Below are 25,420 nucleotides of genomic sequence, written 5' to 3'. Positions count from 1 at the left end.
CGGAGGGATTTCAGAGGGAGGAGTTGAAGGTGGCTGCCTGGACGGTGCGGCCGGCGGTCGCGACCTGCACCCGGCCGAGCTTCCTGGCAGCTTCGCCGCCACGCGCGTCGATCGCGGTGAGCGGCACACGGCTCTTCTTCGCGACGGCGAAGGAGAGGGAGGATTCAGAGGTCTTCACGGCCGTCCTTGAGGGGATTCGTTCCAATGGAATGGTTCCGGACAGGAAACCAGCGTTGGTACCTGCACCATTGCAGTGTCCGGCGGCACGACTTTACTCTCATGGCCTCGGTTGGCAACCGAGGCAGGCTACTTGGCGACAGTGGGTCGCACGGGACCTGCCCGGATCGAGCGGAACTACAGATTCCGCCATCAGGGTGACAACATAACCGCAGACGGGAGTGAACATGACGGCGATTCCCGGACCACTGCAGAGCATAGTCTTCAGGAACGCTGATCTGCCCGAACTCTTTCACCACACGGACGCCATCGCGGTCGCGCGCCAGCGGGAGGCCGTGAATACCACCCGATGGCAGCTGATACTGCTGGTGGGAGGCACTGTACCGGCCGCACTGCCCTGGCACGCGGAGGTCGCCGGCACGCTCCGACTCTCGGACTGCGCGGCGGCGTTGGCGTACCTGGGCGTCCTGATCGCGACGTACCTCACCTCCCGGCGGAAAGCAAAGTCGCATTGGCAACTCAATCGCTCCGCGGCGGAGTTCATCAAATCGATGTGCTGGCGTTACTCCGTGCACGGCTCACCTTTCGACACCGGTACCCAGCACCCCGAGGCGGTGTTCGCCAATCGCCTCGAAGAAGGGCTGCAGGAGCTCCGCAAAGTCGGCTGGGCGGACCCCCGTGACCTGACCGCGGATTCCGGCGGACTCATCACCGATTCCATGCACGCGTTACGGGACAAGGCATTTACCGTACGCAAGGAGACATATGTACGGGACCGGCTGATCGAACAGCGCAGCTGGTACCGCAGGCGTCAGGAGGTATCGCGCCGGGCCACCGTGATCTGGTCGACCACCATCGCCACGCTGACGGCGTTCGCCCTGGCCCTCGCCCTGTTCAGGGCGTTCTCCGTGGGCCAGTCCTTCGCACTGACCGGAGTCCTGTCCGCCGCCGCGGCCGCCTGTCTGGCCTGGGCCGAGATGCGCCGCCACCACCCGCTGATCTCGGCCCACTCCCTGGTGGAGAAGGACCTTGAGTCGATGCAGATAGCGATGGAGACCACCCTGAACGAGCGGCAGTGGCCGAGGGCGGTGTTCGAGACCGAACGCATCGTCTCCCCGCAGCACACCGACTGGCTGGCCCGGCACCAGATGTGACGGTCCGGACGGCCGCCGGGCGCGGTCAGGCGCGTACGACCCCGTCGCGCCAGATCACCGTGACCGGGCGGCCGAGCCGTCGGGCGTAGGTGACGATGTCGCCCGTGCCGCCGAGCCCTCGGGCGGGCAGCCCGTCCCAGACGGCGAGCAGCCGGTCGCAGTGGTCCGCGATGTAGGCGCCCGCCGCGTAGTAGGCCTCGTCGGTGGAGTGCGGGTAGTCCAGCCGGACCTCCCGCACGGCACGGGCCTTGAGCCGCCGGTAGCGGGCCAGTTCGGCGCCGTCCGCGAAGCAGGCCTCGTAGTCGCCGCTGGGGATGACCGCGGTGAGTTCCGCGCCATGGGCGAGCGCGAGGTCCGCGAAGAGCTGGTCCGCCCCCACGGCCAGGCTGGACAGCGCCTCCACCGAGCCGTCGAACGCGCTGAGCGCCGCACCCATCGCGGCCAGCACATGGGCGTGCGCCTCCTGCGGAATGCTGCGGTGGCCGGTCACTCCGATGCGATTCACGGACCTGGATCCCCCTGGGGTCTGAGCCGGGGGTTCCCGGAGGGCGTCCCTCCAGGAGGCACAGCGTCCGCCCCCGTTGTTCCTGCGCGACCGTCCTGTGCCACATCCTCTCAAAAGCCGCGGGGTCAGCGGGAGCCCCCGCCCGGAATTCGGGCGGGGGCAGGGCGTGTCGTCGTGTGTTCGAGTTGGCCTTTCGAGGCGGCGGCCTGTCCCGGCGTACGGAACCGGCCGCCCGGCCGTCAGTAGACGCTGACGCCGTACGCGCTGAGCGCTTCGGTGACCGGCTGGAAGAACGTCGTACCGCCCGAGGAGCAGTTGCCGCTGCCGCCGGAGGTGAGGCCGATCGCCTTGGAGCCGGAGTAGAGCGGACCGCCCGAGTCGCCGGGCTCCGCGCACACATTGGTCTGGATCATGCCGTACACCACGTCGCCGTTGCCGTAGTTGACCGTGGCGTTGAGCGCGGAGACGGTGCCGCTGTGGATGCCGGTGGTGGAGCCCCGGCGGGTGACGGACATGCCGACCGTGGCATCGGCCGCACCGGTGATGTCGACGCTGCCCACGGTGCCCTCATGGGAGATCGAGGCGTTGTCGTACCGCACCAGGCCGTAGTCGTTGGTCGGGAAGCTGGTTCCGACCGTGGGTCCGATGCTCGTCGAGTTCGACGAGTTGCTGTAGAACGGCGGGCTGCCTTCGGTGCAGTGGCCTGCCGTCAGGAAGTAGTACGTGCTGCCGCTGCGGACGTTGAAGCCCAGGGAGCAGCGGAAGCCGGGCCCGTAGACGGCGTCACCACCGGAGATCAGCTTGCGGATCTGTCCGGAGGTGCGTTCGATCTTCAGGGCGCCCGCGTTGGCGCCGGCGGAGTCCTTGATCTGCTGGATCTGCGCGGCGGAGACCGTGCTGTCCGCCGTGACCACGACGTTCTTGTTCGCGGGGTCGACGGTCCAGGCGGTGCCGGCCACGTCGGCGGCGAGAACGGCGTCGCTCGCGGCGGAGAGCTGGTTCGCGCTGTACGTTCCGGTGGAGCTGGCCTGCGCGCTGGGGGCGGCGAGCGCGGCGACCGCTACGAGTCCTGCGGCGATGGCGACGGCCCTGCTGCGTCTCGCGGTACCGCTGAGGGGGGTGGTGCGCTTGATCCTCACGTGTCATTCCTCCCGAGGGGGGTTGAGGGTCCGCCCGTGGGGTGGTCGGACCCGTGAGGCGCAGTCAGCCGCACGGCAGGGGTGTCCGCATTTCGAACCTGCCGTGCTCCTGACAAGCGCTGTTCGGGAGTATTCAAGGCGTCAACTTCCGGCGCAAGAGGGCCTCTTGGCCTGAGCTTCGCCCCGGGCCACCCGCCGCGCCCATGCGTCCGGCCCCGGCGGATGACGAGTGCCGGGGCCGGAACGGGTACGAACGGAGGGGACGGTTCAGCCGTCGATCCGGTTGCGCTCCCCCGCCTCGACGGCGAACGGGAGGGTGTTGCCGGGCGGCGGGAAGGGGCAGATGAAGTGGTCCGCGAAGGCGCAAGGCGGCAGCAGCGCACGGTTCAGGTCGACCGTCACGCTGCCGTCGGCGGCCGGGGCGGCGGGCCGCAGGAACCGGAAACGGTAGCTGCTGTGCCCGCTGGTGGCGTCGGCGAAGACCGCCCAGAGCGAGCCGTCCTGCTCCACGGCGACCTGGAGCGTGTGCTCGGCACCGTCCAGCTCGAAGGCGATCTCCCCGCCGAGGCCGAGCCCGCGCTCGACCCCGTCGGCGTTCTCGACCCGGACCGTGCGGGAGGTGTCGTACGGGCGGAAGGTGCCGGGCAGCGACCAGCGCGGCTCGTACGGCGTGGCCTCGATCGCGCGGAAGGCCCGCCGCGCCGCCGAGTCCGGGTCGAAGTCGCGCACGGCCCAGAGCCCTTCGCGGCTCAGCACGAACAGCCGCCGCTCCCCGTGCGCGACCCGTGACCCGTCGATCGGGCCCCGGTCGGCGCCGAGCCGGACCTGCCCGGTGAACGGCTTGCCGTCGACGGTCAGCCCGTCCTCCGGCCCTGCGGTGAGCTCCAGCTCGTCACCGTCCTCCCGCCACTGCCCGGGAATGGCCGGAATTCGGCCTTCCGGGTAGTCGGAGAGCCAGTGCGTGCCGGTGAGGGAGAGCGGTCCGTACGGTGCCGAGACCGTGCCGGTGCGCTCCTCGTGCCAGCGGTCCCAGTCCTGCGCTGCCTGCTGTCGTGCGTCCGTGCTCATGGGCTCAACCTTTCCATACGGGCTCCGCGAGCCCGAGGTGCGACCGGAGTGTGGAACCGGTGTACGCCGAGCGGAAGACCCCGCGTTCCTGGAGGAGCGGGACCACCCGGCCGACGAAGTCGTCGAGTCCGCCCGGGGTCAGATGCGGGACGAGGATGAAGCCGTCGGCCGCTCCGGCGGCGACGAATCCGGCCAGCTCCGCCGCGACGGTCCCCGGGCTGCCGACGAACGACTGCCGGGTGGTCGCTTCGATGACCGTCTGCCGGATGGAGAGCCCCTTCTGCCGGGACAGGGCGCGCCAGCGGGCCGCGACGGCGAGCGGGTCACCGAGCCGCACCCGGCCCTGGACCAGCTCCGAATCAGGGACGGGGTCGATCTCGGGGAGCGGCCCGTCCGGGTCGTAGGAGGAGAGGTCACGGCCCCAGACCTGCTCCAGGGCGAGCATCGCGTTCTGCGGGGAGACCTGCTGGAGCCGGATCACGGCGGCCTTCTCCCGCGCTTCGGCGTCGGTGTCCCCGAGCACGAAGCCGACGCCGGGCATGATCTTCAGCTCGTCGGGCCCCCGGTCGTACTTCGCCAGCCGTCCCTTGACGTCCGCGTAGAAGGCGCGGCCCGCCTCCAGGGTGCCGTGCCGGGTGAAGATGACGTCGGCGGCGGAGGCGGCGAACTCGCGGCCCTCGGGGGAGTCCCCGGCCTGGATGACCACGGGATGGCCCTGCGGGGGGCGCGGCAGGGTGAACTCGCCCTCGATGGAGAAGTGCTCGCCGTGGTGGGCGAAGGGGCGCGGGGTCCCGTCCGGGGTCCAGGAGTCCCACAGCTCGCGGGCGGTGGCGACGAACTCGGCGGCGCGGGTGTATCTCTCGGCCCGGTCCAGATAGCCGCCGCGGCGGAAGTTCTCGCCTGTGAAGGCGTCCGACGAGGTGACGACGTTCCATCCGGCCCGGCCCTCGCTGAGGTGGTCGAGGGTGGCGAGCCTGCGGGCCAGCTCGAAGGGCTCGTTGAAGGTGGAGTTGACGGTGGCGGCGAGGCCGAGCCGGTCTGTGACGGCGGCCAGCGCGTTCAGCACGGTCAGGGACTCGGGGCGGCCGACCACGTCCAGGTCGTGGATCAGCCCGTTGTGCTCGCGCAGCCGGAGCCCCTCGGCGAGGAAGAAGAAGTCGAACAGTCCGCGTTCCGCCGTGCGCGCCAGATGTTCGAAGGAGGAGAAGTCGATCTGGCTGCCGGAGCGGGGGTCCGCCCAGACGGTGGTGTTGTTCACCCCCGGGAAGTGTGCGGCGAGGTGCAGCTGTTTCGGTGCGGTCGTCATGCCCGTTCTCCTCGGAGGACGCGGTCCCCGGCGTACCGGTTGGCGGGGCGGGCCAGGCCCAGGTGCTCGCGGAGGGTTCCGCCGGGGTGGAAGGTGCGGAAGAGGCTGCGGTGCTGGAGCAGGGCCACCGTGCCGTTGACGATCCGTTCGAGATCGCGGCCGGGCGTGATCGGGGTGAGGTGGAAGCCGTCCACCGCCCCGGCGCGGTGCCACCGGCCGATCAGATCGGCGAGGTCCACCGGGCCGCCCCGGTAGTACGTGCCGTGCGCGGCGAGTGGCGGGCCGCTCGCCAGTCCGGGTTCCGGGGCGGATTCGGCGTCCCCGAGGTCCACGGTGAGCGCGGCGAGCACCCGGAGGGTGTCGGGGTGACGGCCGTGGGCCTCGGCGCGGCGGCGCACGTCGTCGCGGATCCTGGCGGTCCGCTCGGGCGTGGTGGCCCGGACGAGTACGACATCGGCGTGGCGCGCCGCGGTCTCCCTGGCCGGTTCCGCCGTGCCGTCGATGACGACGACCGGGTGGCCCTGCGGAGGCCTGGGCACGATGGCCGGTCCGCGGACGCCGAACGTGGCGCCCTCGAAGTCGACGTAGTGCAGCTTGTCCCGGTCGATGAACCGCCCGGTGGCGGTGTCCCTGATCTCGGCGTCGTCCTCCCAGCTGTCCCAGAGCCGCGCGCCCACGTCCGCCACCTCACCGGCCTCGCGCCAGAGTTCGGCGGCGGGTGCGGCCGGGCGGCGGCCGAACAGCCGGGCCTCCGCGCCGGTCGTCGACACGTCCGCCTGCCAGCCCGCCCGGCCCCGGCTCACCCAGTCCAGGGTGGCCACGGCGGACGACACGTGGAACGGCTCGGTGTGCGTGGTGGTGACCGTCGGCACGAGCCCGATCCGGCGGGTGGCCGGCGCCACCCGGGACAGCACGGCGAGGGCGTCGGGGCCGGGCCGGGCGAAGGAGTCGCCGAGGGTGACGAAGTCGAGGGCGCCCTGCTCCGCGAGCCGGGCCAGGGCTGTGTAGTGCTCCGGCTCGTAACGGGGTGGACCACCGATCTCGGCGGCGAGGTGGAGGGGGCGGATCGGAGGCATGTACGGGCCCTTTCGGCACGGTTCGGGTCAGGTTCCGGAGCCGGCTGACACGGCACCGGCCGGGTCCCGGGTCACAGGACCTTGGAGAGGAAGGCGCGGGTGCGCTCGTGGCGGGGGCGGTCGAGCACCTCGGCGGGCGGGCCCTGTTCGACGATGCGTCCCTCGTCCATGAAGACCACGGTGTCCGCGGCCTCGCGCGCGAACCCGATCTCGTGGGTGACGACGATCATCGTGGTACCCCGGTCCGCCAGGTCCTTGATGACGTCGAGGACCTCACCGACCAGTTCCGGGTCGAGCGCGGAGGTGGGCTCGTCGAAGAGCAGCAGCTTCGGTTCCAGGGCGAGCGCGCGGGCGATGGCGACGCGCTGCTGCTGGCCGCCGGAGAGCTGCCGGGGGTAGGTGTGCGCCTTGTCTGCGAGGCCGACCCGGTCCAGGAGTTCGTGCGCGGTGGCGGCGGCCCGCTCCTTGGGGCGGCCGAGCGCGGCGACCGGGGCCTCTGTGATGTTCTCCAGGACGGTGAGGTGCGGGAAGAGGTGGAAGTTCTGGAAGACGAAGCCGATCCGGGTGCGGCGGCGCAGCACCTCGCGCTCGGGCAGTTCGTACAGCTTGTCGCCCTTGCGGCGGTAGCCGACGTGGTCGCCGTCCACGGTGATCGAGCCGCGGTCCGCCTTCTCCAGGTGGTTGACGGTGCGCAGCAGGGTGGACTTCCCGGAGCCGGAGGGGCCGAGGATCATGGTGACCTCGCCGGGGCGCACCGACAGGTCGATCCCGCGCAGGACGTGCAGGGGGCCGAAGCTCTTGTGCACGCCCCGGATCTCCACCATGGCTTCGGCGGGGCCCCGGGCGCGGTCGGCGGCCGGTTCGGTCTTCGGCGGGCGGCTGGTCGTCGTCATGGGTTCCTCGGTTCGTGGCGGAGGTGCGCGGACCTGTCGGTCACCGGTTCAGCCGTCGCCGCCGGTGAGTTCGCGCAGGAGGGTGAGGGCGGCGCGCGCGGTGGCGTCGTTCTGCCGGAAGGCCGGGCCGCCGGTGCGCGGCCGGGTGAACGCGCCGCTGCTGCGGGCGGCGGTGTGCGGGCCGAGTGCGAAGCGGCGCGGGTGCGGGCGGCCTTCGCGGTCCAGGATCCGGCCGTCGTCGGGGTCGACGGCGAGCAGTCCGGTGGCGGTGGCGGCGGCCCCGTCCCGGTGCAGGGTCCGCAGCAGGGTGGAGCGGGTGCGTTCCGGTGAGGGGTCGGGCAGCCGGGCCTCGACGAGGGCGCGGGCCTCGATCCGTTCGCCGGGCACGGTGGCGCTGCCGGCCCGGAAGACGCCGCGCCGTTCGTCGGTCTCGACGGTCATCCCGGCACCGAGGAAGCGGACGACGCCGGCCCGGGAGAGCGCCAGCAGCTGCCGCAGCCGGGGACCGGGCGGGCCGGAGGCGAGGTAGCTGAAGAAGCCGTGCCACCACTCCCCGATGTCACCGAACCGGATCAGCTGGCCGTAGGCGGAGAGCAGTCCGAGGAAGACGGCGAGGTCCTCGCTGTGCCCGGGGTCGTGCCGGCGGTCGAGGTCGGCCGCGATGTGGTCGCGGGTCGCCTCCTGGAGGGCGTCGTACGAGGAGTGCCGTACGCCGTCCAGCGGGCGGTCGAGCGCCTGGATGTCGAGCCGGTCGGCCGGGTCGGGGACGGCCGCGTCGATCAGGGCCCGCAGGTCGTCGCTGCCCGGCTCCGCGGCCGCGTACTTCTCCTCGAAGGCGGTCCGGTCCGCGGTGGTGCGTTCGGGGTGGGCGGTGAAGAGCCGGTGGTAGTGGGCGTACCCGAGCTCTTTGTCGACATGTGGCCAGATGTCGCGGTGGAAGTCGGGCGGTTCGGTCCGGCCGAGCAGTTCCTCGGTGCGCTCGGGCCCGAGGAACCGGGGCAGCGGTGGCCGTTCGCCCTGCCAGCCGTAGCCGATCTTGGAGCGGTACGGGACGCCGCGCCGCGATCCGACGTACAGGACGGGCTCCCGGCCGGAGGGCAGGTAGGCGCCGTTCTCGTACCGTCCGCCGCGCCCCTCCGTGAGCAGCACCATCAGGTCGATGAAGGCGAGCCCGAAGCCCCGGACGATGACGGATTCGCCCGCGCGCAGGGCGGTGAGATCGCTGTCGGCGGTGAAGTCGGGCGGCAGATGGACGAGACCGTGCCGGCCGGCGAAGGCGGAGAGGGCTCGCTGTCCGGCGTCCGGTTCGGCGTCCAGGTGGCCGATGGTGAGGACCACCAGGTCCGCGAGCAGTGGTTCGGCGCGGCCCTCCAGCCGGACGCGCTGGGGTCCGCCGGGCGGGCCGGTGACGTCCAGCGCCCGGCCCCGGTGTTCGTGGACGGTGACCGAGGGCGGGAGGGCCGCCACGGACTGCTCGTACACCCAGCGCAGATAGGCGCCCTGGAGCCGCCGGCTCGGGAAGTCCTGTCCTCGCAGCGCCTCGATCTCGGCGCGGAGTCCGGGCTCGGCCGCTTCGTCGGGTGGCTGGATCCGGCCCTCGCGCACGTCCGCCGCCCAGGCGTCCAGCGCGGGCCCCGGTCTTATGGGCCCGTCCTGGCGGACGGTGTCGTCGGTGAACATGGTGACGTCCTCCGCCATGGAGTTCATCCACAGCAGCGGCGACTGGTCGTGGCGCCAGATCCGCCCGGCGCCCGGCGGGTACGGGTCGACGAGGTGCAGGTCCAGCGGCCGGTGTCCGTACAGCTCGGGGGCGTTGGCGGCGAGGCGCTCGATCAGGCCGGTGCCGCGCGGTCCGGCGCCTATGACGACCAGCGAGGGGCGGCCGTTCACCGGGGGTCCGCCGAGCCGCGGGCGTAGTGCCGTTCGACGTAGTGCTGGCCGATGCTGAGCACCGAGGTCACCACGACGTACCAGAGGGTGGCGACCAGCAGCAGCGGGATGACCTGGTAGGTGCGGTGGTAGACGAGCTGGACGGAGTACAGCAGGTCCTGCACGGCGATGATGCTGACGATCGAGGTGCCCTTGAGGGTGCCGATCAGCATGTTCCCGGCGGGCGGCACGATGGAGCGCATCGCCTGGGGCAGCACGATCCGGCGCAGCCGCCGCCACGGGCCGAGGCCCAGCGACTGGGCGGCCTCCAGCTGTCCGCGTTCCACCGAGAGGATGCCGCCGCGTACGACCTCCGCGGCGTAGGCGGCCTCGTGGAGCGTCAGTCCGATGACGGCGACGGTGACGGGGCCGAGGAGGTTCACCGTGCGGACGCCGAGGATCTCCGGGTAGAGGGCGCCGATGTTGAACCAGAACAGCAGCTGGACCAGGATCGGGGTGGACCTGAAGAGCCAGACGTACCCCCAGCCGACGGCCTGGAGAACGCGGTTGGCGGAGAGCCTCAGGACGGCGAGCAGGGTCCCGAGCGCGAAGCCGAGCACCATGACGAGCGCGGTGAGCCAGAGGGTGAGCCAGAGACCGCGCAGCACGGCGGTGGTCAGGAAGTAGTCGCCCACGACGTCCCACTGGAAGGCGTCGTTGCGGATGACCGAGTTCAGCGCGAGGGCCAGCAGGACGAGTACGGCGACGGCGGCGGTCCACTGGCCGGTCCGGCGGGCCGGGACGATGCGCAGCCGGTCGGCGGCGTCGTCGTCCTTGAGCGGTGGGGCCGGACTGGCCGGCGGGAGGATGTCTGTCTGTGCGGACATGCGAGGGCTCCGTGGATGCGGTGATCGAACACGGGGCGTGCCCTCGGCACGGAATACGACAGCTGGGAACGCGACAGCTCGCGGAACGGCATGGACCGGGCCCCTCAGCGCGATCCGCCTCCGAGGTAAGCGCTCAACGCAACGGGATGTCAAGCCTGTCCACACTGTGAGCCGTACCCACAGGGCCAGTTGACGGACTACCGGATGCCTGTTCCACTTGGGCCATGCATTCGCAGAAATGGCTGGTCAAGCGCTCCCACATCGACTTCGGTCGCGTGTGGTCCTGTTCCTGTTGAGCTGACCCCGCTGCGTTCCTGCCCTTCTCGCGCCGTGAGCGGCGCCTGAACCCTTTCCCTCTGTGTGCCCTCGTGCACGCGACAGCGCTCCACCCTCCCCTCGTCACCACACCGTGCCCTGCGACGCCTCGGCACGTCTTCCTCCGTCCCGGCCGCGGGCTGCCTCGCGCTGCCCGGGTGCGGTGACCGGCAGAGCCTGCCGGCTCACCGTACCCGCACCCGCACCCGTCCTCGGCCGCCGAAAACTGGAGACCTTCCCTGATGCCCCGTACCCGGCACACCGCTGCCTTCGCGCTGATCACCGCGGCCATGCTGGCTCTCACCGCGTGCGGCTCCGGCGATCCGGCGGCCGCCCCCGCCGGTGCGGCCGGACCCGCCGCCGAGAGCGCGATCCCCACGGCCGACGTCGTGTCGGGGGTGAAGCGGAACAAGGCGGCGGCCGGACTGCTGCCGGCCGCCGTCCGCTCCGCCGGGACCCTGAACATCGCCTCCAGCGTCGGCACCCCGCCCGGAGCCACCTATCTGGCCGACGGCAAGACCCTGGCCGGCACCGACATCGACATCGCGGACGCCGTCGCCAGGGTGCTCGGCCTGAAGCCGAAGCGGGAGGTCGCCGCGTTCGAGGCGATCCTGCCCGCGCTCGGCAGCGGGAAGTACGACGTGGGCACCGGAAACTTCGGGGTCACCGACGAGCGCCGGAAGACGATCGACTTCGTCACCTACCTCAACGACGGCCAGGGCTTCGCGGTCCGCGACGACAGCAAGCTGGCCAAGGTCACCGATCTGACCCAGCTCTGCGGTCTGACGGTGGGCACCGCGGCGGGCACCACGTTCGAGGTGACGCTGGAGGAGAACAAGCACCGGTGCGCCGACGCCGGCAAGAAGCCGTACGACGTGAAGACGTACTCGGACCTGGCCGCGGTCTGGAGCTCGCTCCAGCAGGGACGGACCGACATCGTGATGTCGACCATCAACGGGCTGCGGTACGCGGTGAAGCAGCAGGAGGGGGTCCGCTTCCTCAATGAGTTCGCGCGTCTCGACGTCGGCTTCGCGTTCAAGAAGGGCACTCCGCTGGCGCCCGCGTTCCAGGCCGCGGTCAGCGCCCTCAAGGCGGACGGCACCTACGACCGGATCCTGAAGAAGTGGGGCATCGACGAGTCGGCGATCGAGACCTCGCGGATCTCGCCGCCCGAGATCAAGTGACGCGGGATCACGGGTGACGAGCCATCAGGTGGGACGAGGGCGTGCGCGAGTACCCCGTATGACGCCACATCAGCAGCTGCAGTCACAGCCGCAGTCGCACCCGTCACAGCAGTCGCCGCAGTTGCTGCAGCAGTCGCAGACATCGCAGCAGTCGCCGCAATCGCAGTCGTTGCACAGCCCCTCGCGGCGCTGCCGGGTCCACGGATCGTCGAAGGTGCCGCAGCACATCTGGCAGGTGCAGGCAAGCCCGGCCCACACCAGGCACCCCATGACAAGCCCGCGCCGGTCGCGGGGCGGCTCCGGCGGCGGCTGCGGCGGGCCGAAGGGGGCGCCGGGGCCCGAGGGCGCGTACGGATTGCCCGGCGGCGGCCCGAACGACGCCGTGTGACCGGCTCCTGACGGGTGATCGGCCGGGGAGTGGCTGGCTCCGGCCGGGCCGGTGGGACCCTCGGTCAGCAGGCCTCCCGACTGATGGGAGCAGACGTCCGTGGCGAAGGCCCGGTCCACCGAGCGCCGCAGTTCGTGCGCCAGGAGCACATGCACCAGCTTGCCGTCGGTGAACTCCGCGTCGCGCAGCGCCAGCCGTACGCCGCGCAGCGCGTCGTCGCACAGCCGGCGGGCCTCGGCGCGCGAGGTACCGGTCGCCGTGAGCGGGTTCCAGGCACCCGACGCGGCGTCAGCTTCCTGGTCCTCCACGGCGTCCAGCAGATGCGCGAGGCGTCCGAAGAGGCGGCCGGCCTCGGCCAGCGGCTCGGCGTTCCGCGGCTTGCCGGCGAGGACGGCGGTGTGCGCGAAGGCCGCCGCGGTGGCCGTCTCGGTGGGCTCGGTGACCGTCAGCAGCGGGGTGCCGGGGCCCGCGAGCAGCTCGATGCCGGTCTGCCGGTCGACCGCGTCGACGAGCAACGCCGTATCGAAGCCGAGCTGTGCGCCGGTCCGCGCGCCCGCGCGGTCCCAGCCCGCTGCCACCCTGCGCGCCGCCGCCGCCACCGGGCGCCGCTTCAACAGCCCGTCCCGGTCCGCGACGTGGTCCCGCACCTTGGCCGACGCCAGCACCAGCGAGACCGCGGCCGCCAGCCTGGCCCCCTCGCCCCGCGCCACCGGGGCGGTCCGCATGGCGCGCAGCGGGCAGGGGCCCGCCGTGCGGCGCTGTGCGGCGGTGCGTTCGGACTGAGCCTCCGTCAGGACCGAGACGATCAGGCCGTCATAGTTCGTGACGATCCGGGCGAACTGTCCGTGATCGGACCGAAGTGCCAGACAGAGCCCGCAGAGATGAGCCATCCACTCGGCCCTGAGTCCGTCCGACAGCCGGTGGACGGAGGGCCTGACTATTCCGAACACGACGATCCCCCGGGTCTCGTTCAGCTGTGCGCCGCGCTCGGGCAAGGGCGCGCCGTGCATCGTATCGAGCGCCCCGTTCACCCGTACGTCCCCCATGTCACCCGTACGGCCCGGAGCATCATATTTTCTTTCTCCAGGGTCCTTTAGCAGGAGGAACCTTGACGAATCGCCACATCCTCTGCACCAGTACCGTCACGAATGGCCTGCGCGCCGCCTATCCCCTTGGCGCACGATCCGCATGATGGACGACCATAGGGATACGAAAGAGATGCGGAACGCCAAGGAACCGCGGTGAGAGGAGGCGTCCATGGGATCGGTGCGCAAGGCGAGTGCCTGGCTGGGCCTCGTAGAGGACAACGACGAGCGGTACTACGACGACGACGAGTACTCCGAGGGTGCACGGACCGGGACCGGACAGGCCTGGGTGACCGATCCGCGGGTGCGGGTGGCGTCCGAGGCGGCCGAGGAGACGGGCCGCCGGATCGCCACCGTGACCCCGGACAGCTTCCGGGACGCCCGGAGCATCGGTGAGCTCTTCCGGGACGGCGTCCCGGTGATCATGAACCTCACTTCCATGGACTCCGCCGACGCCAAGCGCGTGGTGGATTTCGCCGCAGGGCTGATCTTCGGACTGCGCGGCTCCATCGACCGCGTCGCCACCCGGGTCTTCCTGCTGACCCCCGCCGACACCCAGGTCGTCAACGGCGAAGCCGCCGGCCGGCCGGCCGACGGCTTCTTCAACCAGAGCTGAGCAGGGTGCTCACCGGAACGCGTCGAGACCGGTGAGCGCCTTGCCCAGCACCAGCTGGTGCATCTCCACGGTTCCCTCGTAGGTGAGCACCGATTCCAGATTCGTCGCGTGCCGCATCACCGGGTACTCCAGCGAGATCCCGTTGGCGCCGAGGATCGTGCGCGAGGTGCGGCAGATCTCGATGGCCTCCCGCACGTTGTTCAGCTTGCCGAAGCTGACCTGCTCCGGGCGGAGCCTGCCCGCGTCCATCCGGTGGCCCAGGTGGTGGGCGAGCAGGATGCCCTTGTGCAGCTCGACGGCCATGTCCGCGAGCTTGGCCTGGGTGAGCTGGAAGCCGCCGATCGGCTTGCCGAACTGCTCCCGGGTCCGGGCGTAGTCGACGGCCGCCTCGAAGCTGGCCCGTGCCGCGCCCATGGCTCCCCAGACGATGCCGTAGCGGGCGTGGCTGAGGCAGCTGAGCGGCCCGCGCAGGCCGGTGGCTCCGGGCAGCACCGCGTCGGCGGGCAGCCGTACCTCGTCGAAGATCAGCTCGCTGGTGACCGAGGCGCGCAGGGACCACTTGTGCTTGATCTCGGGTGCGGAGAAGCCGGGCGCGTCGGTGGGCACCACGAATCCCCGGATGCCGGCGCCGGCGGCGCCGTCATCGGTCTGCGCCCAGACGACGGCGACCCCGGCGACCGAGCCGTTGGTGATCCACATCTTGCGGCCGCTGAGCACCCAGTCCTCGCCGTCGCGCTTGGCGTAGGTGCGCATACCGGCCGGGTCCGAGCCGTGGTCGGGTTCGGTCAGGCCGAAGCAGCCGATGATCTCGCCTGCCGCCATGCCCGGCAGCCACCGCTGCTTCTGCTCTTCCGAGCCGAAGTGGTGGATCGCGTACATGGCGAGGGAGCCCTGTACGGAGACGAGTGAGCGGATGCCCGAGTCGGCCGCTTCGAGCTCCAGGCAGGCCAGCCCGTACTGGACGGCGGTGGCGCCCGCGCAGCCGTAGCCCTCCAGGGACATGCCGAGGGCGCCGAGCGATCCGAGTTCACGGGCCAGCTCGCGGATGCCGGGCAGTTCGCCGTCCTCGTACCACTGCGCGATGTGCGGCAGGACGCGGTCGGCGGCCCAGGCCCGGACGGTGTCACGGATCTCCAGGTCTTCCGGGCTCAGGAGGTCGTCGATGCCGATGGGGTCGCGGGGGTCGAAGGGCGGGAGCTTCGAGGACGGAGCGGTGGACATGAGGATGTGCCTCCGGCGGCTCGCAACGGTACGGAGAGGTCGGTACGGAACGCCGGAAACCGGCAGTGCGGGTTACGGCGTCGTGCCGACGTTACGGCCCGGCACCGGAAACTAGCGGTGTTAGTTACGGGCGTCGTGCCGACGTTACGGCTCAGCGTGCCGTGCGTCCAGAGCCGGTCGCCTCCGCTGCCCGCCGCGCGCCGGGCAGCGGGAGCAGGGCCCCCGGCCGGTCCGCAGCCGGCGCTTCGTGGCTCCGGTGACCGCGGGAATCCCCGGCTTCCCGGGGTTCGGCGGCCCGGCGGCCGTCCGGGGCTTCGCCGGGCTCGCACAGCGGCGGCGGGCACTCCATCACCCGGGGCAGCCTGAGCGCGGCGAGGGCGCCGAGCAGCAGCAGGGCGGCGCTGACCAGGAGCGTGATGTGCAGCCCGTGGATGAAGGCGTGCCGGGCCGTGGAGCGCAGTACCCCGCCGAGCGGGCCCCCCAGCCGCGCAGCCACCTGGTAGGCCTCACCGAGCGAGTGGGAGGCGGCGGCACCGGCGGAGGCGGGGACGCCCGCTTCGGGGAGCCGCGCGAGGCCCGGGGTGTACGCGGCGTTCATGACGCTGCCGAGCAGCGCGATCCCCATGCCCGCGCCCAGCTGGTACGAGGTCTCGCCGATCGCGGCCGCCCCGCCGGCCCGGTCCGCGGGGGCCTCGCTGAGCATCGACTCGTACGCGCCGAAGAGCGTGGACTGGAGGCCGAAGCCGAGGACGACGAAGGACACCGTGAGCAGTCCGGGCCGGTCGTGCTGTCCCATCACGGTCAGCATCAGCACCGCGGCGGCGGTCAGCACGAAGCCCAGGCCGACCATCCGGCGGGGTCCGACCCGGCGCAGGGTGTACGAACCAGTGGCGCCCGCCGCCATCGCGGCGAAGGTGAGCGGCAGCAGCCGCAGTCCCGTCTCCAGCGGGCTGAGCCCCAGGACGAGCTGGAGGTACTGGACGGCGATGAGCTCCAGGCCGACCAGGGCCAGCATGGCGACGACGATGCAGCCCACCGCGGTGGAGAAGGCCGGCCTGGCGAACATCCCCATGTCGATCAGCGGGTGCGTGCGCCGCTTCTGGCGGCGGACGAACGCGACCAGCAGCACGGCCCCGATCAGCAGGGGGGCGAGCGTGGCCGGTCCGAGGAGACCCTCGCCGGTGCCCGCCCGCTTGACGCCCAGCACCACTCCGAGCACACCGGCCGCGGCCATCAGGGCGCCGAGCACGTCCCAGGGGCCGTCGTCGCTGCCCCGGGACTCCGGGAGCAGCAGCCGGCCGACCGGGAGGAGCAGCGCCATCAGCGGGATGTTGATCAGGAAGACCGATCCCCACCAGAAGTGCTCGACGAGGAAGCCGCCGATGACCGGTCCGGTGGCGGCGCCGACCGCGGCGACCGCGGACCACACGCCGATCGCCACGGCCCGCTCGCGCCGGTCGGGGAAGACCTGGCGGAGGATCGACAGGGTGGCCGGCATGATCATCGCGCCGCCGACGCCGAGCAGGGCCCGCGCCGCGATGAGTACGCCCGCGCTGTCGGCCATCGCCGCGACGGCGGAGGCGACCCCGAAGAGGGCGTAGCCGAGCAGGAGGACGCGCCGCCGTCCGACCCGGTCCCCGAGGGTGCCGAAGAGGATCAGCAGCGAGGCGCAGACCAGCGGATACGCGTCCACGATCCACAGCAGGCCGACGGCGCTGGGCCGCAGGTCCTCGGTGACGGCCGGGACGGCGACATGCAGCACCGTCGCGTCGAGCGCCACGAGCAGCAGACTGAGACAGAGGACGACCAGGACGACCCATCGGTTGGCACCGTCGGCGGCTGCGCGCAGGCGGGCTCGGGCTGCGGTCGTCCCGGACATGCATCTACCTCCCAGAAGGTCCCTCGCGCTCGGCAGGCCCCCGGGGATTCAGCGTCCGCTGTCCCTCCGGGCCCGGCATCGACGGGCGAGTGATGCGTCAGCGTACGCGAGTTCGGCAGGGCTACATGTGGCCCATCTCATACCGCCAACCGCCCTCGACTGTGGTGTACGCCACTCCCCGCGGCCTCACCGGCCCGTCGGGAGACCCGTCCCGACCTGCGCGGACCGGCTGCCCGACGGCCTCGTGGAGCGCTTGCGGACGACCGACGAAGGCGTCGAGTAACCGGACCGATACCGTCCGTTCCGCTTCTCCGGTGCTCCCGGTAAATACGCTTCGATATCCCGTGCGCTTTTACGTCAATATCCAAAAACCCCTCCGGCGCGAGTGCCGAAGTAGCAGAACAGAAGGAATCCAGGATTCTCCGGAGGGTCAGGAAATCCGACCGCACCGAGACATAGTCCACATCACATCGTCATCACAAAGCGGCCGGATCGACCAGGTCACCCACTCACTCGCTGTAACGTCGATTGGGTGCGTACCGACATCTTCGCCCGCCTGGACCGGGAGCCGGAACCGCCGAAGATAGAGACACCGCGGATGAGCCGTCACCGCATCGCTCTCTTCGGCGGGACGTTGGCGTTCTATCTCGCCATCGTCATTGCCGTGCTCATGTCGTCCTGGCTGGTGACCCTGGACTGGAAGGTCATGCTCTTCCGGCCCTACCAGCAGTGGCCCCAGATCCATGCCTTCCTCGACTACTACGTCGTACTCGGTCAGCGCGGCCCCACCGCTGTCATGGTCGCCTGCTGGCTCGGCTGGCGGTCCTGGCGGCAGCACACCCTGCGCCCCCTGCTGACGCTGGGCGCCTCACTGCTGCTGCTCAACGCGACGGTGGGAGCGGTCAAGTACGGCCTCGGCCGGCTCGGCCCGCACTACGCGACCCAGATCGGATCGGCCGAGCTCTTCGCCGGCGGCGATATATTCCCGTCCGGGCACACCGCCAACGCGGTCGTGACCTGGGGAATCCTCGCCTATCTGGCCGCCACTCCGAGGGCCAGGCGCTATCTCTCCGCGATGTCCGCGGTCGTGTCGCTCGGGGTCGGCCTGACAACCGTCTACCTCGGTACGCACTGGCTCAGCGACGTGGTGCTCGGCTGGGCGGCCGGTCTGCTGATCCTGCTCGGCCTGCCGTGGTGCGAGCCGATGATCACCCGGGCGGAGAACTGGATCTTCGCGGCCCGGGAAAGGCTCAGCGCCCGCAGCAGGCTCGTACCTGCCCCGCCCGTACCGGCGGGCGACCCCCAGCCGGTTCCGGCCGGACAGCCGGCCGCGGCGGAGACGGCGGCACAGGACCAGGTCCGCCCGCCGCTCGCCACGGGCAGCCGTCCGGCGGCGGTGGCGGTGGTCACCACGGCCACCGGCAGCCGCCCGCGCGCCCACACCACACCCCCCGCACACCCGGGCCACCCGGCCCGCTCGGAGCGCACCCCGGTCACCCCGGCGGGCAGCCGCCGACCGCCGCACGCGGACCGCACACCGCGCGGCGGCACGGCCCCGGCCCGGCCGGTGGCGGGCGGCTGAGCGGTACGCGCGGACGGACTCCCCCGCACGGGTGAAGGCCCGGACATGGCTGAAGGCCCCGACTCCGGTCGGGGCCTTCAGCCATGTGTACGGACCCGCACCGGTCCGCAGGGGGCCGCAGAAGGGGCTCAGCCGACCCAGCAGCGCTTCACGACGCCCTCGTCGACCTCGAAGTTGATGCGGCCGCCCAGGAACTCCATGGTGATGACGGTGCCCGGCGGCAGGGCTCTGACCGTGGTCCAGCCGCGCTCCCGGGCCCTGCGTTCGGCGGTCTCGGCGCCGAGGCCGACATACGCGCCGGGTGTGTCGTCGGGCTGGGCGGAAGGGGTCGGTATGGGTGCCATGCCTCTCACCGTAGGCGGCCGGGGACCGTGGCGGAAGCCGGGGCGCCGGCCGGTCGCAGTGCATCCTCACGTCCCTCACCGGTCACGCTTGTGTCACAGGATCACCACACACGTTCCCGCCGTACTCCGTCACCCGATCGCGCGATTCGGAACTGGACGCACAGTAATCACACAGGCCGGAAAACGATCAGCGGAGAGGAAGGAGAAACGGGCTGGATTTCCGTTGCCGGACGTCGTCGATTTCCCTCCTGAATATCCTCCCGTAAGCGAGAGGCCCGTCAGGAATTCATCCTTCCTTATCGCACCCTTATCTCATGCTCACAATATCCACACCATCGCACCGGGTCCGGCAGCACGGTTCCGGACGTATAGCCGGCGGCCCGAATCACCCCGCTTTCCGACCTCCACGCGGCCGCTCCGGCCACCGGCACGCGGGGGCGGCACGGGCCGGGTTCCCGTAGGCCCCCGGCACCGTCAGGTCCGGGGCACGGCCGCGATCGAGCGCCAGGATTTCCCGACTTGTCGGCGTATCAACGGCCGGCCGGCTCCCCGGTTCGATTCCGTTCGCTTTCTCGCGTGACCCCGGCGGCGACTCACCCGTTGTCTTCTTCATGAGCCGGGAACCGCCCGGCGCACGTACCGAGTTCGAGGAGCCACCCGTGCCGCGCATGCTCGACGTCAGCGAGGACGTACGCGCCGAGATCGGCGACGCCGAAGCCGACCGGCTGCTCGTCGGCGACAACGCCCCCGGCAGTTACGACTGCACCTCCTGCCGCACCCCCGGCGACTCCGAGCAGGAACGCACCAGCACGGTGCTGTTCGTCGGTGACGAGACGGCGGTCCTCGCCTTCGCCCACGCGACCTGCATCCCCTCCCAGGTCGTCCAGGTGGCCGAGGAACAGCTGCAGGGCGCCGTGCGCAGCATCACCGGGAGCGAGCAGGAGGCCCAGGACGGGCCGAACCCGGGCCCCGAGCAGGCCGTGCTGGGGATCACCAGCGGCCTCGTCCTGATCGACGACGAACTCCACCCGGCCCTGGTCGTCGAGCCGACCGGGGCGATCGCCCGGCCCCACACGGACGGCAGCGGCGGCGACGAGTTCCTGCAACTGCTGCTGGAGCAGGGTTTCCACCCGGTCCAGCGGATGGGTCAGGTCCCCGAGGTACTGCACGGCTGGTCGATCCTGCTCGCCATGGGCCAGCTGCACGCGGTGCTCCAGCCGGGCGCCGGCGGCGGCGCCCCGGTGGCCTGGTGGCAGGCGCACGCGCCGCTCCAGGTGACCGAGGGCTGGCGGACCGCGGCCAACAAGTCGCAGACCGTGCTCGTCTACGCGGCCCCGGCCGGCTCGATCGGCCAGCAGCCCCGCGAGGACCTGCTGCGCGACGCCCTGGAGAAGGCCTCTGCGGGCGGCATCCTGGTCGCCGCGGCGATGCCGCTGGCCGGTACCTGACCGTGTCCGGGCACTCCGGGGCCCCGGGGCGAACAGCTATTTCTCCGGCGCGCCCGCATCTCACGGGCGGTGAGGTCGTTGGCACATACGTGCACTCATACGACCCCTCCCACCAGCGTCCGAGCCCGATCCCTGCCATGCGTCCCGCGCAGGACCCATCGGGTGGCCCGTCCCGCACCCCTATCTACGACGCGCTGTACTCCGAGTACCGCCGGTCGTTCAGGGCGTTGCCGGGTGACCGGACCGGGGAGGAGAGCCTGGGGCTCCCGAGTTTCGGCAGCGGGTTCTTCGGCTCCCGCGCCCCGCTGAGCGGCCACTCGGGGCACGGCGGCGCGGGCGGCACGTCCGGTGGCACGGGCTCTGCCGCCGGGCACGGCAGCGGCAGCGGCAGCCCCGGTACGCACACCGGGAGCCTGGGCTCCTGGCAACGCGTGGGGCGGCACGCGGGGCGGGTACAGGCCGCGCTGCCACCGGGCTCCCGAGGGGCCTGACGACACGACTGAGCCCCGGACCACTCGTTCTCCGAGTGGTCCGGGGCTCAGTCGTGTCCGGGCTCGGCGGCGCGGCCGGGGCGCTCTCGCGCCGGGGCCGTGCCGCCCGCCCGTCGGCTACTTGTTGCGGCCGCGCTTCTCGCGGACCCGCACCGAGATGTGGATCGGGGTGCCCTCGAAGCCGAACTCCTCACGCAGCCGGCGCTCGACGAAGCGCCGGTAGCCGTGCTCAAGGAAGCCCGAGGCGAAGAGCACGAAGCGCGGCGGCTTGGTGCCCGCCTGGGTGCCGAAGAGGATACGGGGCTGCTTGCCGCCTCGGATCGGGTGCGGGTGCGAGGCGACGATCTCGCCGAGGAACGCGTTCAGCCGGCCCGTCGGAACGCGGGTCTCCCAGCCGTCCAGCGCGGTCTCGATCGCCGGGACCAGCTTCTCCATGTGGCGGCCGGTGAGCGCGGAGACGTTGACCCGCGGGGCCCACGCGACCTGCGCGAGCTCCGTCTCGATCTCGCGCTCCAGGTAGTAGCGGCGCTCCTCGTCGAGGGTGTCCCACTTGTTGAAGGCCACCACGATCGCACGCCCGGCCTCGACGGCCATGGTCACGATGCGCTGGTCCTGGACGCTGATCGATTCGCTGGAGTCGATCAGGATCACGGCGACCTCTGCCTTCTCCACGGCGGCGGCGGTACGCAGCGAGGCGTAGTAGTCCGCGCCCTCCTGGAGGTGGACCCGGCGCCGGATGCCGGCCGTGTCGATGAACTTCCAGGTGATGCCGCCGAGCGTGATCAGCTCGTCGACCGGGTCACGGGTGGTGCCGGCCAGTTCGTTGACGACGACCCGGTCCTCGTTGGCCACCTTGTTCAGCAGCGAGGACTTGCCGACGTTCGGGCGGCCGATCAGCGCGATGCGGCGCGGCCCGCCGACCGCGGTGCCGAACGACTGGGCCGGGGCCTCGGGAAGCGCCTCCAGGACGGCGTCCAGCATGTCGCCGGTGCCTCGGCCGTGCAGCGAGGAGACCGGGTGCGGCTGGCCGAGGCCGAGCGACCAGAGCGCGGTGGCGTCCGCCTCACCGCTCTGTCCGTCGACCTTGTTGGCGCAGAGCACGACGGGCTTCTTGGCCCGGCGCAGCAGCTTGACGACGGCCTCGTCGGTGTCGGTGGCGCCGACGGTGGAGTCGACCACGAAGACGACCGCGTCGGCCGTCTCGATGGCGTACTCGGCCTGGGCGGCGACGGAGGCGTCGAGCCCCAGCACGTCCTGCTCCCAGCCGCCGGTGTCGACGACCTTGAAGCGGCGGCCCGCCCATTCGGCCTCGTAGCTGACACGGTCACGGGTGACGCCGGGCTTGTCCTGGACGACGGCCTCACGGCGGCCGATGATCCGGTTCACCAGCGTCGACTTGCCGACGTTGGGGCGGCCGACGACGGCGAGCACGGGAAGCGGTCCGTGACCGGCCTCACCGATCGCGCCCTCGACGTCCTCCGGGTCGAACCCCTCCTGCGCGGCGAGCTCCATGAACTCCGCGTACTCGGCATCGCCAAGCGCTCCGTGCTCGTGGTCCGAGCCGCCGGAGTGAATCTGGTCGTTCATGAAGTCCGTTCCTCTTTGCATCATCATCGATGGACCACGCAGCACGCGGTCCACTACTCAAGTCTTACCCAGTGCGCCCGGTGAGGCGCCTGGCCTGCTCCAGGTGGCCGGTCAGCCGGCCCTGGATCCGCACGGTCGCCTCGTCCAGCGCCTTGCGCGTCCGCCGCCCGCTGCTGCCCACCCGTCGCCCACCGCCACCCGTATACGAGCTTCGCACGCCCTCTTGTGCGTCGAATGCCTCGCCGAAGACGACATCGACGCGGCTGCGCAGCGGCGGCAGCGCTGATATCAACCGTCCGCGGCGTTCCGTGCTTCCCAGTACGGCCACGGGCACGATCGGCGCCCCGCTGCGTACCGCGAAGTACGCGAGTCCGGCGCGCAGCGAGGCGAAGTCTCCCTCACCCCGGGTGCCCTCGGGGAAGATCCCGAGCACTCCGCCGTCCCCCAGCACGCCGAGGGCGTGGGTGATGGCGGTGCGGTCGGCGGTCGTACGGTCCACCTTCAGCTGACCGATTCCGCGCAGGAACGGGTCCAGGGGGCCGACGAACGCCTCTTTCTTGATCAGGAAGTGGACGGGCCTGGGCGCGGTGCCCATCAGCATCGGACCGTCGACGTTGTGCGAATGGTTCACCGCGAGTATGACGGGTCCCGAGGCGGGGACCCGCCACGCGCCGAGCACACGGGGCCTGAACAGCCCGTACATCAGCCCGATCCCGATGGAGCGCCCGACCGCCGCTCCGCGCAGCGTGGGCGCGCCCGCGGCTGGGCTCACTTCGCCGCCTGCTTCTCCCCGACGAGGGTGACGACGCACTCGATGACCTGCTTGAGGGTCAGTTCTGTGGTGTCCACCTCCACGGCGTCGGCCGCCTTGGCGAGGGGAGACGTCTTACGGCCGGAGTCGGCGGCGTCCCGCTTGATCAGCGCCTCCTTGGTGGCGGCGAGATCGGAGCCCTGCACCTCTCCGCTGCGGCGGGCGGCGCGCGCCTCCGGCGAAGCGGTCAGGAAGATCTTGATGTCGGCGTCGGGCAGCACGGTCGTGCCGATGTCCCGGCCCTCGACCACGATGCCCTTCTCCGCGCCCCGGGCGATGGTGCGCTGCAGCTCGGTGATCAGGGTGCGCACCTCGGGGACGGCGCTGACGGCGCTGACCTTGGAGGTGACCTCCTGGGTGCGGATCGGGCCGGAGGCGTCCTCGCCGTCGACGGTGATCGTGGGGGCGGCCGGGTCGGTGCCGGAGACGATGACGGGCTTGGCGGCCGCGGTGGCCACCTCCAGCGCGTCGTGCACGTCGATGCCGTTGTTCAGCATCCACCAGGTGATCGCCCGGTACTGGGCACCGGTGTCCAGATAGCTCAGGCCGAGCTGGGCGGCGACGGCCTTGGACGTGCTGGACTTGCCGGTGCCGGAGGGCCCGTCGATGGCGACGATCACTGCGGCCGGGGCGGTCCGGGCGGCGGCGCTTACGGTTTCCACGGTGGTGGACACCTTCCTGGTACACGGGGTGGGCGGGACGGGACGCGCGAACCCGCCCCGCACAAGGTTACCGAGTGTCGGCGCGGGCCCGACCACCCCTGTGGACAACCGCCTCCCGGCCCTTGGGCTACTGGCGGATCGACCAGCCGCGCTCGCGCAGGGCGGCGCTGAGGCCGGGGGCGGCGCTCGGCTCGACCATGAGCTGCACGAGGCCCGCCTGCTGGCCGGTGGCGTGCTCGATGCGTACGTCCTCGACGTTGACCCCGGCCCGGCCGGCGTCCGCGAAGATCCCGGCCAGCTCGCCCGGCCGGTCGCTGATCAGGACGGCCACGACCTCGTAGGAGGCGGGGGCCGCGCCGTGCTTGCCGGGCACCCTGACCCGGCCGGCGTTGCCCCGGCGCAGCACGTCCTGGATGCCCTCGGTGCCCGCGCGGCGCTTGTCCTCGTCGGCGGACTGCAGGCCGCGCAGCGCGGTGACGGTCTCGTCCAGGTCGGCGGCGACCCCGGCGAGGACGTCGGCGACCGGTCCGGGGTTGGCGGAGAGGATGTCCACCCACATCCGGGGATCGGAAGCGGCGATCCTGGTGACGTCCCGGATGCCCTGCCCGCACAGGCGTACCGCGGTCTCGTCGGCCTCCTCCAGCCGGGCGGCGACCATCGAGGAGATCAGCTGCGGGGTGTGGGAGACGAGCGCGACGGCCCGGTCGTGGGCGTCGGCGTCCATGACGACCGGCACGGCCCGGCAGAGCGCGACCAGCTCCAGGGCGAGGTTGAGGACCTCGGTGTCGGTGTCGCGGGTCGGCGTGAGGACCCAGGGGCGGCCCTCGAAGAGGTCCGCGGTACCGGCGAGCGGGCCGGAGCGCTCCTTGCCGGCCATCGGGTGCGTGCCGATGTACGGGGCGAGGTCGAGGCCGAGTGCCTCCAGCTCGCGGCGCGGGCCGCCCTTGACGCTGGCCACGTCGAGGTAGCCGCGGGCGACGCCCTCGCGCATGGCGGTGGCGAGCACGGCCGCGGTGTGGGCCGGCGGTACGGCGACGATCGCCAGGTCGACCGGGCCGTCCGGCGCCTCGTCGGTGCCGGCGCCGAGCGCGGCCGCCGTCCGGGCCGACTCCGGGTCGTGGTCGACGAGGTACACCGTGATGCCCCGGCCGGCGAGGGCGAGGGCCGCGGAGGTGCCGACGAGGCCTGTTCCGATGACAACGGCGTTTCTCACTGGGCGATGTCCTTGCGCAGGGCGGCGGTGGCGCCGAGGTAGACGTGGGCGATCTCGGACTTGGGGAGATAGGTCTCGATGTGGACGAGGATCCGGACCACCCGGGGCATCGCCCCCTCGATGTCCAGCTCCTGGGCGCAGATCAGCGGTACGTCGACGATACCGATGGAGCGCGCCGCGGCGGCCGGGAAGTCGCTGTGCAGGTCGGTGGTGGCCGTGAACCAGATACTGATGAGGTCGTCCGGGACGAGGCTGTTGCGCTCCAGGACGGCTGTCAGGAGAGCGCCGACCTGCTCGCCCATGTGCCCGGCCTCGTCCCGCTCCAGCTGGACGGCTCCTCGGACCGCTCGTACCGCCACGTCGTGCTCCTCGCTTGTCCGTACGACTTCGTACTGCCTGTGTCCGTTGCCCGTGTTCCGGCTGTTTCAGCGTAGGGGGCCGACGGGGTCCCGCGCCGGGCCGCCCTGTCCGTGAGACGCGTCGGCGGCGCCGAATCCCCGGGCGGCGGCGCCGGGCTCTC

24 protein-coding genes are annotated in these 25,420 nt (G+C 71.7%); 6 read left to right on the top strand and 18 right to left on the bottom strand.

All coding sequences use genetic code 11. The features are described 5' to 3' along the window. Nucleotides 1-10: 10 nt before the first annotated feature. Nucleotides 11-178, bottom strand: coding sequence for an FxSxx-COOH cyclophane-containing RiPP peptide (fxsA, locus tag RLT59_RS31510; protein ID WP_311306548.1), 168 nt, complete (start codon nt 176-178; stop codon nt 11-13). A gap of 226 nt (nt 179-404) precedes the next feature. Between fxsA and RLT59_RS31505 the strand changes: the two genes are divergently transcribed. Next, nucleotides 405-1,331 (top strand): DUF4231 domain-containing protein, encoded by a 927-nt coding sequence (locus tag RLT59_RS31505; protein WP_311306547.1) that lies wholly within the window; start codon nt 405-407, stop codon nt 1,329-1,331. A 25-nt stretch (nt 1,332-1,356) separates the two neighbouring features. Here the strand turns inward: RLT59_RS31505 and RLT59_RS31500 are convergent, their stop codons facing one another. From RLT59_RS31500 to RLT59_RS31465, 8 genes are all read right to left on the bottom strand, one after another. Continuing rightward, nucleotides 1,357-1,836 carry a hypothetical protein gene (locus RLT59_RS31500; RefSeq protein WP_311306546.1) on the bottom strand — a complete coding sequence of 160 codons (480 nt, stop codon included), beginning with the start codon at nt 1,834-1,836 and terminating at the stop codon, nt 1,357-1,359. A 239-nt stretch (nt 1,837-2,075) separates the two neighbouring features. Next, entirely contained in the window at nt 2,076-2,975 is a 900-nt protein-coding gene (locus RLT59_RS31495) for a S1 family peptidase (RefSeq protein WP_311306545.1), read from the bottom strand. 267 nt (nt 2,976-3,242) lie between these two features. Next, complete coding sequence (locus RLT59_RS31490) at nt 3,243-4,043, bottom strand: DUF1684 domain-containing protein (protein WP_311306544.1); 801 nt, start codon at nt 4,041-4,043, stop codon at nt 3,243-3,245. A gap of 4 nt (nt 4,044-4,047) precedes the next feature. Beyond that, nucleotides 4,048-5,349, bottom strand: coding sequence for an NtaA/DmoA family FMN-dependent monooxygenase (locus tag RLT59_RS31485; RefSeq protein ID WP_311306543.1), 1,302 nt, complete (start codon nt 5,347-5,349; stop codon nt 4,048-4,050). Continuing rightward, nucleotides 5,346-6,425, bottom strand: a complete 1,080-nt coding sequence (locus RLT59_RS31480; RefSeq protein ID WP_311306542.1) for an LLM class flavin-dependent oxidoreductase — start codon at nt 6,423-6,425, stop codon at nt 5,346-5,348. The genes RLT59_RS31485 and RLT59_RS31480 overlap by 4 nt, the downstream gene beginning before the upstream one ends. Before the next feature lie 71 nt (nt 6,426-6,496). Next, a complete protein-coding gene (locus RLT59_RS31475) occupies nt 6,497-7,249 on the bottom strand; it encodes an amino acid ABC transporter ATP-binding protein (RefSeq protein ID WP_311307921.1) in 753 nt (250 codons plus the stop codon). A gap of 117 nt (nt 7,250-7,366) precedes the next feature. After that, nucleotides 7,367-9,208, bottom strand: a complete 1,842-nt coding sequence (locus RLT59_RS31470) for an FAD/NAD(P)-binding protein (protein ID WP_311306541.1) — start codon at nt 9,206-9,208, stop codon at nt 7,367-7,369. Then, nucleotides 9,205-10,074 (bottom strand): amino acid ABC transporter permease, encoded by an 870-nt coding sequence (locus RLT59_RS31465; protein WP_311306540.1) that lies wholly within the window; start codon nt 10,072-10,074, stop codon nt 9,205-9,207. The genes RLT59_RS31470 and RLT59_RS31465 overlap by 4 nt, the downstream gene beginning before the upstream one ends. 557 nt (nt 10,075-10,631) lie before the next feature. Between RLT59_RS31465 and RLT59_RS31460 the strand changes: the two genes are divergently transcribed. Next, nucleotides 10,632-11,573, top strand: a complete 942-nt coding sequence (locus RLT59_RS31460; protein WP_311306539.1) for an ABC transporter substrate-binding protein — start codon at nt 10,632-10,634, stop codon at nt 11,571-11,573. Between the two features lie 69 nt (nt 11,574-11,642). Here RLT59_RS31460 and RLT59_RS31455 read toward each other — a convergent pair whose 3' ends face one another. Further along, nucleotides 11,643-12,911, bottom strand: coding sequence for a DUF5685 family protein (locus RLT59_RS31455; RefSeq protein WP_311307920.1), 1,269 nt, complete (start codon nt 12,909-12,911; stop codon nt 11,643-11,645). A gap of 307 nt (nt 12,912-13,218) precedes the next feature. On the opposite strand from RLT59_RS31455, the gene RLT59_RS31450 reads away from it, so the two are divergent. After that, nucleotides 13,219-13,662, top strand: coding sequence for a cell division protein SepF (locus tag RLT59_RS31450; RefSeq protein ID WP_123528040.1), 444 nt, complete (start codon nt 13,219-13,221; stop codon nt 13,660-13,662). 9 nt (nt 13,663-13,671) lie between these two features. On the opposite strand, the gene RLT59_RS31445 is transcribed toward RLT59_RS31450, so the two are convergent. Further along, entirely contained in the window at nt 13,672-14,883 is a 1,212-nt protein-coding gene (locus RLT59_RS31445) for an acyl-CoA dehydrogenase family protein (RefSeq protein WP_311306538.1), read from the bottom strand. 151 nt (nt 14,884-15,034) lie between these two features. After that, the gene (locus RLT59_RS31440) at nt 15,035-16,762 is read right to left on the bottom strand and encodes an MFS transporter (RefSeq protein WP_311306537.1); all 1,728 of its coding nucleotides are present in this window, start codon (nt 16,760-16,762) and stop codon (nt 15,035-15,037) included. Nucleotides 16,763-17,294: 532 nt separating this feature from the next. Between RLT59_RS31440 and RLT59_RS31435 the strand changes: the two genes are divergently transcribed. Next, complete coding sequence (locus tag RLT59_RS31435; RefSeq protein WP_311306536.1) at nt 17,295-18,344, top strand: phosphatase PAP2 family protein; 1,050 nt, start codon at nt 17,295-17,297, stop codon at nt 18,342-18,344. A gap of 128 nt (nt 18,345-18,472) precedes the next feature. Here RLT59_RS31435 and RLT59_RS31430 read toward each other — a convergent pair whose 3' ends face one another. Next, nucleotides 18,473-18,688 (bottom strand): I78 family peptidase inhibitor, encoded by a 216-nt coding sequence (locus RLT59_RS31430; protein WP_311306535.1) that lies wholly within the window; start codon nt 18,686-18,688, stop codon nt 18,473-18,475. Nucleotides 18,689-19,347: 659 nt separating this feature from the next. Between RLT59_RS31430 and RLT59_RS31425 the strand changes: the two genes are divergently transcribed. Next, nucleotides 19,348-20,136 (top strand): DUF8842 C-terminal domain-containing protein, encoded by a 789-nt coding sequence (locus RLT59_RS31425; RefSeq protein WP_311306534.1) that lies wholly within the window; start codon nt 19,348-19,350, stop codon nt 20,134-20,136. A 137-nt stretch (nt 20,137-20,273) separates the two neighbouring features. Then, complete coding sequence (locus RLT59_RS31420; RefSeq protein WP_311306533.1) at nt 20,274-20,627, top strand: hypothetical protein; 354 nt, start codon at nt 20,274-20,276, stop codon at nt 20,625-20,627. Nucleotides 20,628-20,744: 117 nt separating this feature from the next. Here RLT59_RS31420 and der read toward each other — a convergent pair whose 3' ends face one another. From der to aroH, 5 genes are all read right to left on the bottom strand, one after another. Beyond that, entirely contained in the window at nt 20,745-22,214 is a 1,470-nt protein-coding gene (der, locus tag RLT59_RS31415; protein WP_311306532.1) for a ribosome biogenesis GTPase Der, read from the bottom strand. Between the two features lie 64 nt (nt 22,215-22,278). Next, entirely contained in the window at nt 22,279-22,986 is a 708-nt protein-coding gene (locus tag RLT59_RS31410; protein ID WP_311306531.1) for a lysophospholipid acyltransferase family protein, read from the bottom strand. After that, entirely contained in the window at nt 22,983-23,699 is a 717-nt protein-coding gene (gene cmk / locus RLT59_RS31405; RefSeq protein ID WP_311306530.1) for a (d)CMP kinase, read from the bottom strand. Before cmk ends, RLT59_RS31410 begins: the two co-directional genes overlap by 4 nt. A gap of 115 nt (nt 23,700-23,814) precedes the next feature. Then, complete coding sequence (locus RLT59_RS31400) at nt 23,815-24,900, bottom strand: prephenate dehydrogenase (RefSeq protein ID WP_311306529.1); 1,086 nt, start codon at nt 24,898-24,900, stop codon at nt 23,815-23,817. Then, nucleotides 24,897-25,259, bottom strand: a complete 363-nt coding sequence (aroH, locus tag RLT59_RS31395) for a chorismate mutase (protein WP_311306528.1) — start codon at nt 25,257-25,259, stop codon at nt 24,897-24,899. Before aroH ends, RLT59_RS31400 begins: the two co-directional genes overlap by 4 nt. Between the last annotated feature and the right edge of the window lie 161 nt (nt 25,260-25,420).

The organism is Streptomyces sp. ITFR-6, from assembly GCF_031844725.1.
Classification (GTDB): Bacteria; Actinomycetota; Actinomycetes; order Streptomycetales; family Streptomycetaceae; genus Streptomyces.
This window is presented reverse-complemented; position numbering and strand designations above follow the sequence as displayed.

Bases quoted from the DNA above. Each gene is read 5' to 3' on its own strand.
- RLT59_RS31445 (WP_311306538.1), bottom strand. From the start codon at position 14,883: ATGTCCACCGCTCCGTCCTCGAAGCTCCCGCCCTTCGACCCCCGCGAC.
- RLT59_RS31465 (WP_311306540.1), bottom strand. From the start codon at position 10,074: ATGTCCGCACAGACAGACATCCTCCCGCCGGCCAGTCCGGCCCCACCG.
- RLT59_RS31420 (WP_311306533.1), top strand. From the start codon at position 20,274: ATGCGTCCCGCGCAGGACCCATCGGGTGGCCCGTCCCGCACCCCTATC.
- RLT59_RS31475 (WP_311307921.1), bottom strand. From the start codon at position 7,249: ATGGTGGAGATCCGGGGCGTGCACAAGAGCTTCGGCCCCCTGCACGTC.
- RLT59_RS31430 (WP_311306535.1), bottom strand. From the start codon at position 18,688: ATGGCACCCATACCGACCCCTTCCGCCCAGCCCGACGACACACCCGGC.
- RLT59_RS31505 (WP_311306547.1), top strand. From the start codon at position 405: ATGACGGCGATTCCCGGACCACTGCAGAGCATAGTCTTCAGGAACGCT.
- RLT59_RS31460 (WP_311306539.1), top strand. From the start codon at position 10,632: ATGCCCCGTACCCGGCACACCGCTGCCTTCGCGCTGATCACCGCGGCC.
- RLT59_RS31485 (WP_311306543.1), bottom strand. From the start codon at position 5,349: ATGACGACCGCACCGAAACAGCTGCACCTCGCCGCACACTTCCCGGGG.
- der (WP_311306532.1), bottom strand. From the start codon at position 22,214: ATGAACGACCAGATTCACTCCGGCGGCTCGGACCACGAGCACGGAGCG.
- RLT59_RS31490 (WP_311306544.1), bottom strand. From the start codon at position 4,043: ATGAGCACGGACGCACGACAGCAGGCAGCGCAGGACTGGGACCGCTGG.
- RLT59_RS31480 (WP_311306542.1), bottom strand. From the start codon at position 6,425: ATGCCTCCGATCCGCCCCCTCCACCTCGCCGCCGAGATCGGTGGTCCA.
- RLT59_RS31440 (WP_311306537.1), bottom strand. From the start codon at position 16,762: ATGTCCGGGACGACCGCAGCCCGAGCCCGCCTGCGCGCAGCCGCCGAC.
- RLT59_RS31450 (WP_123528040.1), top strand. From the start codon at position 13,219: ATGGGATCGGTGCGCAAGGCGAGTGCCTGGCTGGGCCTCGTAGAGGAC.